12 protein-coding genes and 1 pseudogene are annotated in these 16,104 nt (G+C 71.3%); 4 read left to right on the top strand and 9 right to left on the bottom strand.

From position 1 onward, the window contains the following. Positions 1 to 4: 4 nt before the first annotated feature. A pseudogene (locus tag ACFY0U_RS13980) lies at positions 5 to 836 on the bottom strand (endonuclease/exonuclease/phosphatase family protein). 36 nt (positions 837 to 872) lie between these two features. Between ACFY0U_RS13980 and ACFY0U_RS13985 the strand changes: the two are divergent. Then, on the top strand, positions 873 to 1,268 hold the full coding sequence (locus ACFY0U_RS13985) for a nitroreductase family deazaflavin-dependent oxidoreductase (protein ID WP_388634816.1): 396 nt from the start codon (positions 873 to 875) through the stop codon (positions 1,266 to 1,268). A 21-nt stretch (positions 1,269 to 1,289) separates the two neighbouring features. Here the strand turns inward: ACFY0U_RS13985 and ACFY0U_RS13990 are convergent, their stop codons facing one another. From ACFY0U_RS13990 to ACFY0U_RS14020, 7 genes are all read right to left on the bottom strand, one after another. Continuing rightward, positions 1,290 to 2,063: an alpha/beta fold hydrolase gene (locus ACFY0U_RS13990; RefSeq protein WP_388634818.1), complete on the bottom strand. Its 774-nt coding sequence runs from the start codon at positions 2,061 to 2,063 to the stop codon at positions 1,290 to 1,292. Positions 2,064 to 2,149: 86 nt separating this feature from the next. Then, entirely contained in the window at positions 2,150 to 3,601 is a 1,452-nt protein-coding gene (locus tag ACFY0U_RS13995; protein WP_388634820.1) for an aldehyde dehydrogenase family protein, read from the bottom strand. After that, complete coding sequence (locus ACFY0U_RS14000; RefSeq protein ID WP_388634822.1) at positions 3,598 to 5,319, bottom strand: amidohydrolase family protein; 1,722 nt, start codon at positions 5,317 to 5,319, stop codon at positions 3,598 to 3,600. The genes ACFY0U_RS13995 and ACFY0U_RS14000 overlap by 4 nt, the downstream gene beginning before the upstream one ends. Before the next feature lie 94 nt (positions 5,320 to 5,413). Further along, complete coding sequence (locus tag ACFY0U_RS14005) at positions 5,414 to 6,532, bottom strand: LLM class flavin-dependent oxidoreductase (protein ID WP_388634824.1); 1,119 nt, start codon at positions 6,530 to 6,532, stop codon at positions 5,414 to 5,416. 100 nt (positions 6,533 to 6,632) lie between these two features. Beyond that, positions 6,633 to 7,403 carry an SDR family NAD(P)-dependent oxidoreductase gene (locus ACFY0U_RS14010; RefSeq protein WP_388634826.1) on the bottom strand — a complete coding sequence of 257 codons (771 nt, stop codon included), beginning with the start codon at positions 7,401 to 7,403 and terminating at the stop codon, positions 6,633 to 6,635. An 11-nt stretch (positions 7,404 to 7,414) separates the two neighbouring features. Then, the gene (locus ACFY0U_RS14015) at positions 7,415 to 8,326 is read right to left on the bottom strand and encodes a TIGR03619 family F420-dependent LLM class oxidoreductase (protein WP_388635352.1); all 912 of its coding nucleotides are present in this window, start codon (positions 8,324 to 8,326) and stop codon (positions 7,415 to 7,417) included. Beyond that, on the bottom strand, positions 8,323 to 9,561 hold the full coding sequence (locus tag ACFY0U_RS14020; protein ID WP_388634828.1) for an amidohydrolase family protein: 1,239 nt from the start codon (positions 9,559 to 9,561) through the stop codon (positions 8,323 to 8,325). Before ACFY0U_RS14020 ends, ACFY0U_RS14015 begins: the two co-directional genes overlap by 4 nt. A gap of 208 nt (positions 9,562 to 9,769) precedes the next feature. Between ACFY0U_RS14020 and ACFY0U_RS14025 the strand changes: the two genes are divergently transcribed. Further along, positions 9,770 to 12,724, top strand: coding sequence for a BTAD domain-containing putative transcriptional regulator (locus ACFY0U_RS14025; RefSeq protein WP_388634830.1), 2,955 nt, complete (start codon positions 9,770 to 9,772; stop codon positions 12,722 to 12,724). A gap of 205 nt (positions 12,725 to 12,929) precedes the next feature. After that, positions 12,930 to 13,130: a hypothetical protein gene (locus ACFY0U_RS14030; RefSeq protein WP_388634832.1), complete on the top strand. Its 201-nt coding sequence runs from the start codon at positions 12,930 to 12,932 to the stop codon at positions 13,128 to 13,130. A 151-nt stretch (positions 13,131 to 13,281) separates the two neighbouring features. On the opposite strand, the gene ACFY0U_RS14035 is transcribed toward ACFY0U_RS14030, so the two are convergent. Next, positions 13,282 to 14,859 (bottom strand): FadD3 family acyl-CoA ligase, encoded by a 1,578-nt coding sequence (locus ACFY0U_RS14035; RefSeq protein ID WP_388634834.1) that lies wholly within the window; start codon positions 14,857 to 14,859, stop codon positions 13,282 to 13,284. Between the two features lie 94 nt (positions 14,860 to 14,953). Between ACFY0U_RS14035 and ACFY0U_RS14040 the strand changes: the two genes are divergently transcribed. Next, positions 14,954 to 16,102: a lipid-transfer protein gene (locus ACFY0U_RS14040; RefSeq protein WP_388634836.1), complete on the top strand. Its 1,149-nt coding sequence runs from the start codon at positions 14,954 to 14,956 to the stop codon at positions 16,100 to 16,102. Positions 16,103 to 16,104 lie beyond the last annotated feature (2 nt).

Below are 16,104 nucleotides of genomic sequence, written 5' to 3' on the forward strand. Positions count from 1 at the left end.
AGGATCAGGGTCGCCGGAGCGCGAGGTCGGCGACGACCGCCGCGTGATCCGACGGCCACACCCCGTCCACCGGACCGTCCCCGGCCCGCCGTACCGCCAGTACCGTGCCCTCCCCTGCCGGTCCCGCCGGGGCGCCGACGTGGATGTAGTCGATGCGGCCGCCGGGGCCGAGGCCCGGGTGGACGTAGGGGTTCTCCGGGCCCCAGGTGGGCGGGGGCGGTCGGGTCGGTGTACTCCCAGGTGTCGAAGAAGACCTGGCCGGGGATGGCGGGGGCGGTCCGCAGGCCGGCGAAGAGGCGGATTTCGTCGGAGTCGGGCCAGGCGTTGAAGTCGCCGGTCACGACGGGTGGGTAGTCGGTGCCGTGGCGGTGGGTGGCGATGAACTCGGCCAGGGCGGTGACCTGTTCGCGGCGTACCGCCGAGGCGTGGAGGGGGGAGGCGAGGTGGGTCGTGAAGAAGGGGACGGGGTGGTCTGGAGCGGCCAGCCGGGTGTAGAGGGTGAGGCGGCCGTCGTCCAGGTCGGGCGGGGCGGGGAGGCGGAGCACCTCCTGTTCCAGCACCGGCCAGCGGCTCAGTACCGCGTTGCCGATGTCGACCGTCGGGTCGCCGATGCGTCGCTGCCAGCGCTCGGGTGCGTTCGAGGCGGCCCAGGTCCAGTGCAGGCCGAGCTCCTCGGCGAGCCACGCGGCGAGGTTCTCCCCGGTCCGCCGGTCGGACCACACCTCCTGCAACCCCACCACATCGGGCCGCAGTTCCCGCAGAACGGCGAGAATCGCCTTCTGTCGCTCGGCCCACGGACCGAACCGCCACCACAGGTTCCACGTCACCACACGCATGGCCCACCACCGGAATCTCCAGGAGACTCAGTAACCATGCCCCGCCACAACGAACGCAAGTACCGGGCCGTGACCGCCTTCCAGCGCCGGATCGGCAACCCGGTCCTGCGCCGCCTGCCCTTCCAGACCCTCCTGGAGACGACCGGCCGCACCTCCGGCCTCCCCCGCCGGACCCCGGTCGGCGGCCGCCGCATCGAGGGCTCCTTCTGGCTGGTCTCGGAGTTCGGCGAACGCTCCCAGTACGTCCGCAACATCAAGGCCGACCCGCGCGTCCGGGTCCGCCTGCACGGCCGCTGGCACACCGGAACGGCCCATCTCCTCCCCGACGACGACCCGATCGCCCGGCTGCGGAGTCTGCCGCGCATGAACAGCACGGCCGTCTGGGCGATGGGGTCGGGGCTGCTGACGGTGCGGGTGGATCTGGACGACTAGGGATTGGCGAACGTCCGACGACTAGAGCTTGGCGCACAGCTCCAGCACCAGGTCGCGCACCACCTCCGGCGCCCGCAGGGTCGGCAGATGGTCGCAGTCCGGCAGGCGTACGAGGTGGCAGTCCGGGATCGCGGCGGCCATGGCCTCGTTGCAGCGGACCGTCCTGGCCGTGTCCTTCTCGCCGAGGAGGAGGGTGCAGGGCATGGTCAGTTCACCGAGGCGCGGGAAGGCTGGAGGGTCCTCGGTCTGGTGGCCGTACGTCGTGAACCAGGCCGGGATCGCCGCCCGCAGCCACTCCGCCGCCTCGGCGTCGGGAGGTGTGCCGGCCGCGGCCCAGGTCTCCAGGGACAGCGCGAGCAGACCGGCCATGTTCCCCGCGGTGGCCAACTCGGCGATCCGGGCGGTCAGTTCGGGGTCCTCCAGGTCCGGGTAGCCGGTGATGCCCGGCACCAGCAGCACCAGCCCCGCCACCCGCGACGGCTCGTTCAGCGCCCCGCTGACCGCGGTCACCCCTCCCATGCTCGTACCGACGAGCACCGCGCGCCCCACGCCGAAGTGGTCGAGCACGGCCCGCAGATCCTCGGCGAGGGAGTAGGAGGCGGTCGGGTTCGGTGAACGCCCGAACCCCCGGGCGTCGTAGCGGATCACCCGGTGACGGGCGGCGAGCCCCGGCAGCACGGGTTCCCAGCACCGGGAGTCCGCGATCCCGGGATGCAGCAGCACCACCGGGACCCCGTCCCCTCCGGTGTCCTCCGCCCAGACCTCGCCGTCCTTGACCCGCACCATGGTCTCCATGGGACGACTGTGCCCGAGTCGGGCGCCGGGAGACAGCACCGGACTGGCCAACAGGGCACCGGCGTGGCCCGACCCGTGTCCCTCGGTCACCCCGGCCAGACGATCGCCTGCACCTCGCTGTACGCGTGCAGCGCGTACGACCCGACGTCCCGCCCGACCCCGCTCTTCTTGAACCCCCCGAACGGCGCCTCCATGTTCCGTCCGACGGTGTTCACCCCCACCCCGCCGGCCCGCAGCCGCCGTGCCACGCGGAAGGCGCGGGCCACGTCCCCGGACCAGACGTAGTCGATGAGGCCGTAGTCGGAGTCGGCGGCGAGCGCGATGCCTTCCTCCTCCTCGTCGAAGGGCACCACGGACACGACCGGCCCGAAGATCTCCTCCCGGACCACCCGCATCCCGCTCGTGCAGTCGGCGAGGAGCGTGGGAGCGACGTAGAAGCCGGTGTCGTACGACGGCCGCTCGCCCCCCGCGACCACCACCGCGCCCTCCTTGCGCCCGAGGTCGACGTAGGACTCGACCCGTTCCCGGTGCGCGGCGGAGATCACCGGCCCGACGACGGTGTCCGCCGCCCGCGGGTCCCCCACCTTCAGCTGCCCGGCGTACGCGGCGAGCCCGTCCACGAGCCGCTGGTACACCCCGCGCTGCACCAGCACGCGGGTCGGCGCGGTGCAGATCTGCCCGCTGTAGAAGGAGAAGGTGGTGCCGATCCCGGCCACGGCGGCGGCGATGTCGGCGTCGTCGAAGACGAGGGCCGCGCCCTTCCCGCCCAGCTCCAGCAGCTGGCGCTTCATGTCGCGCCCGCACACCTCGCCGATGCGCTGTCCGACGGCGGTGGAGCCGGTGAAGGAGACCATGTCGACGTCGGGCGAGTCGACGGAGGCCTCCCCGACCCCGGCCGACCGGCCGGACACCACATTGAGCACCCCCCTCGGCACCCCGGCCGCCTCCAGCGCCTCGGCCATCCGGTACACCGACAGCGGGTCCTGCGGGGCGGGCTTCACGACGACCGTGTTGCCCATGGCGAGGGCGGGGGCGATCTTGCCGGCCGGGTTGGCCCAGGGGTTGTTGTACGAGGTGATGCAGGTGACGACCCCGACGGCCTGGCGGACGGCCAGCGCGCCCATCACCCCCGCCTTTCCCATGGGCCCGGCCTCGTTGATCTGCGGCGGGATCGCCCACTCGGCGGGCTCCACGCGCGCGTACCGCTGAAAACGGGCGGCGGCGACCCCGACCTGCATCGCCCGCGCGGTCCCGGTCGTGGCGCCGGTCTCGGCCTGGGCGAGCTCGGCGTACTCCAGGAACCGCGACCGGATGAGGTCGGCGGCCCGCGCGAGCACCGCCGCCCGTTCCTCGGGCGCGGTACGCGACCACGGTCCGAAGGCCTCGCGGGCCGCGGCACAGGCCGCGTACACCTGATCCCGCGAGGCCTCCGGCGCCCACCCGACGGTCCGCTCGGTCGCCGGATCGACGACCTCGTAGTGCCCGCCCTCCGGCTCGGTCCACGCGCCGCCGACGAACAGCCGCTGCTTCGAGGTCACTTGGTCGCCACCGTCCGGGTGTCCCGCCCCGACCGCAGCACCTTGCCGGGCACGGCCCCGCTCACCGCGTCGTCCCGGATCGCCTCGACCCCGTTGACCCACACGGCCCGGATCCCGATCGCCTTCGAGTCCAGCCGCGGACTGTCACCCGGCAGGTCGTGCACCAGGGTGGCCGTGCCCGCGTCGATCCGCTCCGGGTCGAAGAGCACGAGGTCCGCATGGAAACCCTCCCGGATCCGGCCGCGCTCCCTGAGCCCGAAGAGCCGGGCCGGGTCGTCGGTGAGCATCTTCACCGCCTGCTCCAGGGTGGCGAGTTTCCGCCCGCGCAGACAGTCGCCGATGAAGCGGGTGGTGTACGGCGCCCCGCACATCCGGTCCAGATGCGCCCCGGCGTCCGACCCGCCGAGCATGACGTCCTCGTGCTGCCAGGTCTCGGCGCGCAGCGCCCAGGACGCGGGGTCGTTGTCGGTGGGCATGGGCCACAGGACCGTACGCAGATCGTCGGCGGCGCAGATCTCGACCAGGCAGTGGAAGGGGTCCTGCCCGCGTTCCGCGGCGATGTCCCGGACCACCCGCCCGCTGACCCCACGGTTCGCCTCGCTGTACGTGTCGCCGATGACGTACCGCCCGAAATTGGCCAGCCGCCGGAAGACGCCCGCCTCCTTGGAGTCGGCGCGCCGGAGCATCTCGGCGCGTACGTCCGGGTCCCTGAGCTTGGCGATCCGCTCGGGCACGGGCAGCCCGAGGATCGGTCCCCATCCGGGGATGAGGTTCAGCGCGCAGAAGGTGCCCAGCGACATGTTCATCGGCGTGAGGATCGGCATGGTCAGCGCGACGATCCGCCCGCCGGCCTTGCGCGCCTGCTCACTGGCGAACAGCTGCCGGGGCACGCGTTCGGGCACGGAGGCGTCGATGGTCAGCACGTTCCAGTTGAGGGGCCGTCCCGCCGCCGCGCTCATCTCCACGAACAGCTCGATCTCGGCGTCACTGAACTGGTCGAGGCACCCGGCGACGATCGCCTCGATCTGCGTCCCCTCGTGCTCGCCGACCGCCTTGGCGAGAGCGAGCAGCTCCGCGGGTTCGGCGTGCCGGGACGCGACGGGCTGTCCGTCCCCGTCGGAGTGCGTGGACGACTGGGTGGTGGACAGCCCCCAGGCGCCGGCGTCCATGGCCTCGTGGAAGAGGCTCAGCATGTCAGCGAGTTGCCGGTCGGTGGGCTGCCCGCCGATGGCGCCCGGTCCCATGACGTACCGGCGCAGCGCGCAGTGCCCCACCATGAAGCCGGCGTTGACGGCGATCCGCCCCTCCAGCGCGTCCAGGTACTCCCCGAAGGACCGCCAGCTCCAGGGCGCTCCTTCCTCCAGAGCCACGAGGGACATCCCCTCGACCTTGGACATCATCCGACGGATGTAGTCGGCGTCCTCCGGCTTCAACGGGGCAAGGGTGAACCCGCAGTTCCCGGCGGCGACGGTGGTGACACCGTGATTGAGGGAGGGGGTCGCGTACGGGTCCCAGAACAGCTGGGCGTCGTAGTGCGTGTGCGGATCGACGAAGCCGGGGGCGAGGACGAGCCCGGAGGCGTCCTCGGTGGAACGGGCCTCTTCGGTGACCTGACCGATGACGGCGATACGCCCGTCACGAATGCCGACGTCGGCGGTGTACGAGGGCGCACCCGTCCCATCGACGATGGCCGCACCTTTGATGACGTGATCGAGCACGGAGCTCACCTCCTGGTATGGGGTGGGACCACCTGCCTAGGGGCGCGGGGAACTGCGCGACCAGCCACAGCGAACCCGCACCCCGCAACGGCGACTAGGACGCAGCCCGGAACCGGGACGTCCGATGCACAGGATCCGTATCGATCTTCGGAATCACATGCTCACCGATGAGCCGAATCGTCTGAAGCGTCTCCTCCTTCGGCACCCCCACCGGCAACCCGAAGCTCAACTGATCCGCCCCCGCCTGCTCCCACCGCTTGCACTGCGTGAGCACCTCGTCCGGATCCCCGCAGATCAGCAACTCCTCCTCGATGAGCAGCTCCACGAACTCCGCGGTGTACTCCGGCAACGTCTCGGGCCACACCGGGAACCCCTCGGGACGAGGGAACGTGTCGTGGTACCGGAAGACGAGCGAGGGCAGATAGTGCAGCCCACCGTTCACGGCGACCTCGATCGCCTCGGCGTGGGTCGGCGCGCAGATCGCCGTCGTCGTCACCATCACGTTGTCGTTGACGAAGTCCCCGATCGGCTCCGCGTTCACGATCGCCGTCTTGTACTGCTCCAGCACCCACTCCATGTCGGACACCTTCTGGATGCTGAACCCGAGGACCCCGAGCCCCTTGCGCGCCGCCATCCCGTACGACGGCGGCGACCCGGCGGCGTACCACATCGCGGGGTGCGACTTCCCGTACGGCTTCGGCAGGACCTTGCGCGGCGGCAGCTGCCAGTGCTTGCCCTGGAAGCCGACGTACTCGTCCTGGAGCCACATCTTGGGGAACTCGGCGATGGTCTCCTCCCAGATCTCCTTGGTGTAGTTCATGTCGGTGATGCCGGGAAGGAAGCCGAGGATCTCGTGCGAGCCGGCTCCCCGCCCGCTGCCGAACTCGAAGCGGTTGCCGGTGAGATGGTCGAGCATGGCGACCTTCTCGGCGACCTTCACGGGGTGGTTGACCTGGGCGAGGGGGTTGAAGATGCCTGATCCCAGATGAATCCGCTCGGTCGCGTGCGCCAGATACCCGAGGAACACATCGTTCGCGGAGAGGTGCGAGTACTCCTCCAGGAAGTGGTGTTCGGAGGCCCAGGCGTACTTGAACCCGGACTTGTCCGCCTGGATGACGTACTCGGTCTCCTCCATCAGCGCCTTGTGCTCGGCCAGCGGGTCGGTCTCGGCGCGTTTGCCCACGTATCCCTGTACAAAGAGCCCGAATTCCAAGGAGGTTCACCGTCCCCACGAGTCGTTACCTGACGCATCGTCAGATTCACTGCCCAGACTGTTCCACCGGGCGCATGGAGCGTCAATAGCTGATGGGCCGTCAGCTGAGACTGACTCCGGCCAGCCATCCGCCGTCGATCACGAAGGGCTGCCCGGTGATGTACGAGGAGTCGTCCGAGGTCAGGAAGAGCGCGAGCCGCGCCACCTCCTCCGGCTTGCCGATCCGTCCCAGCGGCACGAGCTTGCGGTAGAGCTTCCCGACCGCCCGCGAGGTCTCCTCCGCGTCGCCCCCGGGGTCGAGCCAGGCGGGGTTGGACATGGCGGTGTCGATGGCCCCGGGACAGACGGCGTTCACGCGGATCCCGCGCCGCGCCAGCTCCAGCGCGGCGACCCGGGTGAGGCCGAGGATGGCGTGCTTGGTGGCGGCGTACGAGCCGACGGCCGCCATCCCCGTGACCGCCGTGTAGGAGGCGGTGTTGACGATGGTCCCGCCGCCGGCCATCTCGGGGGCGACGGTCTTGATGCCGAGGAAGCAGCCGACCTGGTTCACCTGGACGACCCGCATGAACTCGTCGAGGGGGGTGTCGAGGAGGGAGTTGAAGCGCAGGATGCCGGCGTTGTTGACGAGTCCGTCGACATGGCCGTACCTGTCCTTCGCGGCCGTGACGGCCGACCGCCACTGCTCCTCCTCGCCCACGTCGAGATGGACGTACGAGGCTCCGATCTCCTTCGCGAGGGCCTCCCCCTGGTCGTCGAGCACATCGGCGACCAGGACCTCGGCCCCTTCCGCTCTGAAGAGCCGTGCCTCCTGCTCCCCCTGTCCGCGTGCCGCGCCGGTGACGATGACGACGCGTCCGTCCAGCTTGCCCATGCGGTGACTCCTCAGAGGTGGGGTGCCACGTCGGTGCCGAACGCGGCGATCTGGTCGGTGAGTTCGGCGCTGCCGCGGCTGCGGAAGCGGACCTGGATCTGGTCGACGCCCATCTCGCCGTACGCCCGTAGCGACTGGGCGAGCCGCTCGGGGGTGCCGGTGAGGGTGCGGCGCCCGACCTCCCAGGTGGGCCGGCCGACGTAGAGGGGCTCGACGATGGCGCCGATGGTGAAGGGGCCTTGTTTCTCCTGGCGCAGCTCCCGGACACGGGCGATCTGTGCGGGCAGCCGGTCCCGCGGGTCGCCCTGCGGCAGCCAGCCGTCGCCTTTGAGCGCCGCGCGCCGGACGGCCGCGGGCGAGGAGCCGCCGACCCAGAGGGGGACGTGCGGCTGGGCGGGCCGGGGGCGTTGGCCCAGGCCCTCGAAGTCGTAGAGCTTGCCGTGGTGTTCGGGGAACTCCTCGGGCCCGAGGCAGGCACGCAGGGCGTCGAGGCACTCGTCGAGCACCGCGCCCCGCTCCCGGAAGTCGACCCCGAGCGCCTCGAACTCCTCCTGCACATGCCCGGCCCCGACCCCGAGGATCAGCCGGCCGCCGCTGAGATGGTCGAGGGTGGCGTACTGCTTGGCGGTGAGCAGCGGGTGGCGCAGTCCGACCACGGCGACATGACTGAGCAGTCGTACCCGCTCGGTCGCGGCGGCGAGGTAGGCGAGGGTGGCCACGGGGTCGTACCAGACCGTGCTCATCGCGGGGGCGAGCCGGCGCGGGATGGCGACGTGGTCGCAGGTGGCGATGTAGGCGAAGCCGGCGCGGTCGGCGGCACGGGCGATGTCGAGGAGGTCGGCGGGGCCGGCGGCGGCCTCCCAGGGTTCGGCGTAGATCGTGCTCTGGGACTGGACGGGGAGCTGGATGCCGTACTCGGTCACTTCGCCCACAGCCCCTCCGGGGTGAGGCCGAGGAGGTCGATGGCGTTGCCGCGCACGATCCGCTCGACGACATCGGGGGCGAGGTGGCCCATCTGGGCCTCGCCGACCTCGCGGGACTTCGGCCAGGTGGAGTCGGAGTGGGGGTAGTCGGTCTCGTAGAGGACGTTGCCGACCCCGATGGCGTCGAGGTTCCTCAGACCGAAGGCGTCGTCGAAGAAGCAGCCGTAGACGTGCTCGGCGAACAGCTCGGACGGCGGCCGGTGGACCTTGTCGGCGACGCCGCCCCAGCCGCGGTTCTCCTCCCACACCACGTCGGCGCGTTCGAGGATGTAGGGGATCCAGCCGATCTGCCCCTCGGCGTACATGACCTTGAGCCCCGGGAAGCGTTCGAACTTCCCGCTCATCAGCCAGTCGACCATCGAGAAACAGCAGTTGGCGAAGGTGATGGTGGAGCCGACGGCGGGCGGGGCGTCGGCGGAGGTGGAGGGCATACGGCTGGAGGAGCCGATGTGCATGGCTATGACGGTGCCGGTCTCGGCGCAGGCGGCGAGGAAGGGGTCCCAGGCGTCGGTGTGGACGGAGGGCAGGCCCAGGTGCGGGGGTATCTCGGAGAAGGCGACGGCCTGGACGCCGCGGGCCGCGTTGCGCCGTACCTCCGCGGCGGCCAGCTCGGCGTCCCACAGCGGGATGAGGGTCAGAGGTATGAGCCGCCCCCGCGCCTCGGGCCCGCACCACTCCTCCACCATCCAGTCGTTGTAGGCCTGGACGCACAGCAGGCCCAGCTCACGGTCCGCGGCCTCGGTGAAGGTCTGGCCGCAGAAGCGGGGGAAGGTCGGGAAGCAGAGGGCGGACTGGACGTGGTTGACGTCCATGTCGGCGAGGCGGGACGGGACGTCGTACGACCCCTGCCGCATCTGCTCGTAAGTGATGACTTCGAGTTTGATCTCGTCCCTGCTGTACCCGACGGCGGTGTCGAGACGGGTGAGCGGCCGGTGCAGGTCCTCGTAGACCCACCAGTCGCCGAGCGGGCCGTCGGTGCCGGGGGCGCCCATCACGGGCTTGAAGCGGCCACCGAGGAAGGTCATCTCCTTCAGCGGGGCGCGGACGATGCGGGGCCCGGTGTCCAGGTACTTCTTCGGAAGCCGGTTCTGCCAGACGTCCGCCGGCTCCACGGTGTGGTCGTCGACGGAGATGATCAACGGAAGGGCCGGGGTGGGGTCCGTGGTCTCGGTCATGGGGGTCACGGTAGCGCCGATCTGACGACCCGTCAGCTACGGTGACAGCGCCCGACCGTGACGCTTTCTGTGCGGAAGTGTGCGAAGACCACGTGAGGGGCTTGTGATATCCCGCGTGGCTCCCTGTGATCGGGGTCTCCACAGCTGACGCATCTGCCATGAACAAGGCAAACTGGCGTGGTTGCTCACTGTGTCTAGGGGGACGGCGATGGACGGAGTACCGCGGGTGCCTGAGCAGCGGCGTCCCGACTCCTCGGCGGAGCCGGAGCTGCCGCTGCGCTTCAGCGTGCTCGGACCGGTCCGCGCCTGGCGCGGCGAGGAGTCGTTGCCCATGGGCTCCCCTCAGCAACGGGCCCTGCTGGCCGCCCTGTTGCTGCGGGAGGGCCGGACGGCCACGGCGGCCGAACTGATCGACGCCCTGTGGGGCGAGGAGTCACCGTCCCAGGCGCTGGCCGCGCTGCGGACGTACGCCTCCCGGCTGCGCAAGGTCCTGGACCCCGACGTCCTGGTGAGCGAGTCGGGCGGCTACGCGATCCGCTCGCTGGGCGAGGGCGCGCTGGACCTCGTGGTGGCCCAGGAGCTGGCCACGGAGGCGGAGAAGGCGCGCGGCGCCGGGGATCTGTGCCACGCGCGGGAGGTGCTGGGCCGGGCGCTCGCCCTGTGGGACGGCGAGGTACTGGCGGGAGTGCCGGGCCCGTACGCGTCCTCGCAGCGGGTGCGCCTGGAGGAACGGCGACTCCAACTCCTGGAATCCCGCCTGGACATGGACCTGGAGCAGGGCTGCCACGCGGAGGCGGTCTCGGAGCTGACGGCCCTGACGGCGGCCCACCCGCTGCGGGAGCGGCTGAGGGAACTCCTCATGCTCGCCCTCTACCGCAGCGGCCGCCAGGCGGAGGCACTCGCGGTCTACGCCGACACCCGCCGCCTGCTCGCGGACGAACTGGGCGTGGACCCCCGCCCCGGTCTCCGTGACCTGCAACAGCGGATCCTCCAGGCCGACCCGGGGCTCGCGGAACCGTCGTCCCCGCAGCCGCAGCCGGCGGCCGCACCGGTCCGCCCCGCACAACTCCCGGCGACGGTGCCGGACTTCACCGGCCGAGCGTCCTTCGTCTCCGAACTGGGCGAGGTGCTGGCGTCGGCGGAGGGCCGCGTGATGGCCGTATCGGCGCTGGCGGGCATCGGCGGCGTGGGCAAGACGACCCTGGCGGTGCACGTGGCACACCAGGCGCGCGGGGCCTTCCCCGACGGTCAGCTGTACGTCGATCTCCAGGGCGCGGGATCCCGGGCGGCGGAGCCGGAGACCGTACTGGGCTCGTTCCTGCGGGCGCTGGGCACGGCGGACTCGGCGATCCCGGACTCGCTGGAGGAGCGGGCGGCGCTGTACCGCTCGGTCCTGGACGGCCGCCGGGTGCTGGTGCTGCTGGACAACGCGCGGGACGCGGCCCAGGTACGTCCGCTGCTGCCCGGCACGGAGGGCTGCGCGGCGCTGGTGACCTCCCGGATGCGGATGGTGGACCTCGCCGGGGCGCACCTCGTCGACCTCGACGTGATGTCGCCGGACGAGGCGCTGGCCCTCTTCACGAAGATCGTGGGCGAGGAGCGGGTGGGCAGCGAGCGGGACGCCGCCCTGGACGTGGTGGCGGCGTGCGGCTTCCTGCCGCTGGCGATCCGCATCGCCGCCTCACGCCTCGCGGCCCGCCGCACCTGGACGGTGTCCGTCCTGGCGGCGAAGCTGGCGGACGAACGCCGGCGCCTGGACGAGCTCCAGGCCGGTGACCTCGCGGTCAAGGCGACCTTCGAGCTCGGATACGGCCAGCTGGAGCCCGCCCAGGCCCGCGCCTTCCGCCTGCTCGGCCTCGCCGACGGCCCGGACATCTCCCTCGCCGCGGCGGCCGCGGTACTGGACCTGGGCGTGGAGGAGACCGAGGACCTCCTGGAGTCCCTGGTCGACACGTCCCTGCTGGAATCGGCGGCGCCGGGCCGGTACCGGTTCCATGATCTGGTGCGGCTCTACGCGCGTGCTTGTGCGGAGCGGGACGAGTGGCCGCCGGAGGAACGGGGGGCGGCGGTCTCCCGGCTGCTGGACTTCTATCTCGCGACCGCTGCCGGGGTCTACGCGATCGAGCGGCCCGGGGACCGGCTGGTGGACCACCTCTACCCGACCGGTCCGGCAGGCCTGGCGTTCCCCGACCGGCAGGCGGCCCGGGACTGGCTGTACTCCGAGGCCGTACCGCTTCTGGCCTGCGTACGGCAGTCGGCCCAGGGAAAGACACTGGGACGCGCGATCGACCTTCTGTGGGCTTCCGTCGACCTTGCCGAGTCGGGTGCCCATTCGAAGGAGTACGAGGCGTCCGCCACGACTCTGCGGGATGCGGCACGCACCGCGGGGGACGTACGCGCCGAGGGCCGGGCCTCCGTCGTGCTGAGCAACGCGCGGCTGTTCTCCGGCCTGTTCGACCTGGCGTACCCGGAGGCCCAGGAGGCCATCCAGCTCGCCGAGGCCACGGACGACCCGCTGCCCTCCTGCTGGGCGGCGAACATCATCGGCAGCATCGCGTTCTACAAGAACCGCCACAGCGAGGCCGAACGGTACTTCAGCCAGGCGATCGACAAGTTCCGCGGCTGCGGTGACGTGGCGGGTTCCGCCAGCCCGCTGTGCAACCTGTCCCGCCTCCACCTCGCCACCGGGCGGGCCGACACGGCCGTCGCCTTGGCCCGTCAAGGTACCGACATCTACCAGGAGTTGGGGCACACGCTGAGGGGGGCCAACGGTCGTTACGCCCTCGGCATGGCACTCGGCAAGACCGGACAGCACGCCGAGGCCTCCGAGCAACTGGAGGAGGCGCTCCGCGTCTTCCGCGACAGCCGGCAGCGCCTGTGGGAGGGGATGACCCTCTGCCGTCTGGCGGAGGTCGAACTGGACGCGCGCAAACCGGCCCTGGCCGCGAGCAACGCCGAGATGGCGCTCACCGTCCTCAGGGGTATCGGGGGCGAATGGCGCCGAGGGCACGTCCTCACGGTCCTCGGCCGGGCCCTGAACGGCATCGGCCACTCCGGCAGGGCGCAGGTCTGCTGGCGCGAAGCACTGGAGATCTACGAGCGGTTGGACTCACCGGAGGCGGTCGAGGTGCGGGGGCTTCTGACCCCCGTCGCCGCCGCGTGAGGGTGCGCGTTCATCGTTCGTTTATCGCGACCCGGCAGTCTCCTGGTTGTCGATCCGTCGCGTCGGGGGGCAGACGGACCGCTGGTAAGGCCGCACCACCCGCGGTTTAGGGTGAGCGGCCCGAGTAGCCCACCCGGGCACCCACGGGGGAGTGACCGGGTGGGCCCTCAGTTCCACGATGATCCGCCCCAGGGGAGGCAGCACCATGAGCAGCACCGAGAAGGACCCGGTCGTCAAGCCGGACAACACCCACGTCACCGACGTGGACAGCAGCGAGGAGATCAAGCCGCTCAACACCCACGTGACGAGCAGCCCGATCAAGCCGCTCAACACCCACGTCACCGACGTGGACGAAGAGGTCGTGGCCACCCCGGACAACACGCATGTCACGGAAGAGCCCGCCTGATCGCACTTCTTTCCCGCACGGGGATCGGCCGCGGCGGCGCGGAGGGGGAGCCGTCGCGGCCGAGGTGTGTCCGGGGCCGCACGAGGGGGCCGAGCCGACGCTCGGCCCTCTCGCCGCGTCCGGGGTATCTGGCGGCGGGCGGATCCGCCGATCAGCCCCGCAGCTCGCCCTTGACCACCTTCCCGCTCGCGTTCCTCGGGAGTTCCGTCACGAACTCCACCGACCTCGGCACCTTGTAGTTCGCCATCTCCCTGCGGGCCCATGCGATCAGGTCGTCGCCTGTTGTCACCGCGCCCGGGCGGCGGACCACGTACGCCTTTCCGACCTCGCCGAGTCGGGGGTCCGGGACGCCGATGACCGCCACGTCGGCGACGTCCGGGTGCAGGTCCAGGAGTTGCTCTATCTCGGCGGGGTAGGCGTTGAAGCCGCCGACGATGAACATGTCCTTGAGGCGGTCGGTGATGCGGAGGTTGCCCGCCTTGTCGAGGACACCCACGTCGCCGGTTCGCAGCCAGCCGTCCGGGGACAGGACCTCCGCCGTCGCCGTCTCGTCCTCGTAGTAGCCCCGCATGACGTTGAAGCCCCGGACCAGCACCTCGCCCGGAACGCCGGGCGCCACCGCCCGGCCCACGGGGGACACCACCCGTACCTCGGTGCCCGGGATCGCCCGGCCCGACGTCGACGCGATCACGGCCGGCTCGTCGCCGCGGCGGCACATCGTCACCACGCCGCTCGCCTCCGACAGGCCGTACGCCGTCAGGACCGTCTCCACGCCCAGTTCGGTCCGCAGCCGCTCCACGAGGGTGAGGGGGACCACCGCCGCGCCGGTGACCACCAGGCGCAGGGCCGAGAGGTCGTACGCGGCGCGGGAGGGGTGGTCCAGGAGGGACTGGTGGAGGGTCGGCGGGCCCGGGAGGACCGACACGCGCTCCGCGGCGATGTTCGCCAGGGCCGTGTCCACGTTGAACACCGGCTGGGGGATCATCGTCGCGCCCCGCATCAGACAGGCGATCACGCCGGCCTTGTAGCCGAAGGTGTGGAAGAAGGGGTTCACGATCAGATAGCGGTCGCCCCGGCGCAGGCCCGCCAGGTCGCTCCACACCTCGTAGGCCCGCAGGGTCTGGGCATGGGTGATCACCGCGCCCTTCGGGCGGCCCGTGGTACCCGAGGTGAAGACGATGTCCGAGGGCCACGAACCGCGTACCGAGGCCGCCCGGGCCCGTACCTCCGCCTCGCCCACGCCCTCCCCGCTCGCCAGGAAGTCCTTCCAGGTCCAGTAGTCCGCCGGGGCGTCGTCCGACAGGACCACCACCTGGGCCAAGGACGGCAACCCCGGCCCTTCCGCCAACGCCCGCCGCAGCGACGCCACGTACGACGTCCCCAGGAAGGTCCCCGTCACGAACAGCAGCCGCGCCCCGCTGCGGCGCAGCACGTCCGCCGCCTCCGTCCCCTTGAACCGGGTGTTCAGCGGGACCAGGACCGCGCCGGCCGACACCGCGCCCAGCGCCGACACCATCCAGTCCAGGGAGTTGGGGGCCCAGATCGCGACCCGGTCGCCCGCCTCCACCCCGTTCGCCACGCACGCCGCCGCCGCGCGCTCCACGCGGACGCCCAGTTCGGCGTACGTCACTCGGGTACGGCCCTCCACCACGGCCTCCACGTCCGCGTACCGCTCCGCCGCCGACCGGACCAGACCCGGAACGCTGCCCCATTCCTCGTCTCCGCGCACAACCAGCCTCCAGAACCCAGTAGCTGACTACCCGTCAGATTAGCTGTAGCCTGACGCACTGTCAGCCCGGAGGACAGCCCCGCGGAGGTGCCCCATGACAGGACTCAAGGACGCCACCGCCATCGTCGGCATAGGCCAGACGCCCTTCGCCAAGAACCTTCCCGAGGACGAGAGAACCCTCGCCTGCCGTGCGGTCCTCGCCGCCCTCGACGACGCCGGCATCGCCCCGGGCGAGGTCGACGCGCTGGCCTCCTTCACCATGGAGGAGACCGACGAGGTGGAGCTCGCGAAGGCGGTCGGCTTCGGTGACCTCACCTTCTTCAGCAAGGTCGGGTACGGGGGCGGGGGCTCCTGCGCGACCGTCGGCCATCTCGCCGCCGCCATCGCCACCGGCCAGGCGACCGTCGGGGTCGCCTGGCGGTCGCGGAAGCGGGGCTCGGGGCCCCGGCCCTGGCGGAACACGACGGTTCAGCTGCCGACTCCCGCCCAGTGGACCCGGCCCTACGGGCTGCTGCGGCCCGTCGACGAGATCGCCATGCTCACCCGCCGCTACATGCACGAATACGGCGCCACCCGGGACCACTTGTTCAACGTCGCCCTCGCCTGCCGGAACCGGGCCAATCAGAACCCCGCCGCCGTCATGTACGAACGGCCGCTCACCCGCGATATGTACATGACCTCCCGCTGGATCAGCGAGCCGCTGTGTCTCTTCGACAACTGCCTGGAGACGGACGGGGCGTTGGCGTGTGTCGTCGTCAGCAAGGAGCGGGCTCGGGACTGCCGCCACAGGCCCGTCTACGTCCACTCCGCCGCCCAGGGGCTCCCCGCCCAGCACCACGGCATGGTCAACTACTGGAACGACGACCCGCTCACCGGCCCGGCCTGGACCGCCGCCCGGCATCTGTGGAAGCACTCCGACTTCACCCCGCAGGATGTCGACGTCGCCCAGATCTACGACGCCTTCACCGCCCTCATCCCGCTCTCCCTGGAGGGCTACGGCTTCTGCGGGCGCGGGGAGGGCGGTGCCTTCACCGAGCAGGGCGCGCTGGAGATCGGCGGGCGGCTGCCGCTCAACACCGGCGGGGGCGGGCTCAGCGAGGCCTATGTGCACGGCTTCAACCTCATCAACGAAGGCGTGAAACAGCTACGCGGGACCAGCACCGCCCAGGTGCCGGGCGCCGCCACCTGTCTCGTCACCGCCGGCGAAGGGGTCCCCACCTCCGCCCTGCTGCTCAGGAGCTGACC

This window comes from Streptomyces sp. NPDC001536, assembly GCF_042894505.1.
Lineage (GTDB): Bacteria > Actinomycetota > Actinomycetes > Streptomycetales > Streptomycetaceae > Streptomyces.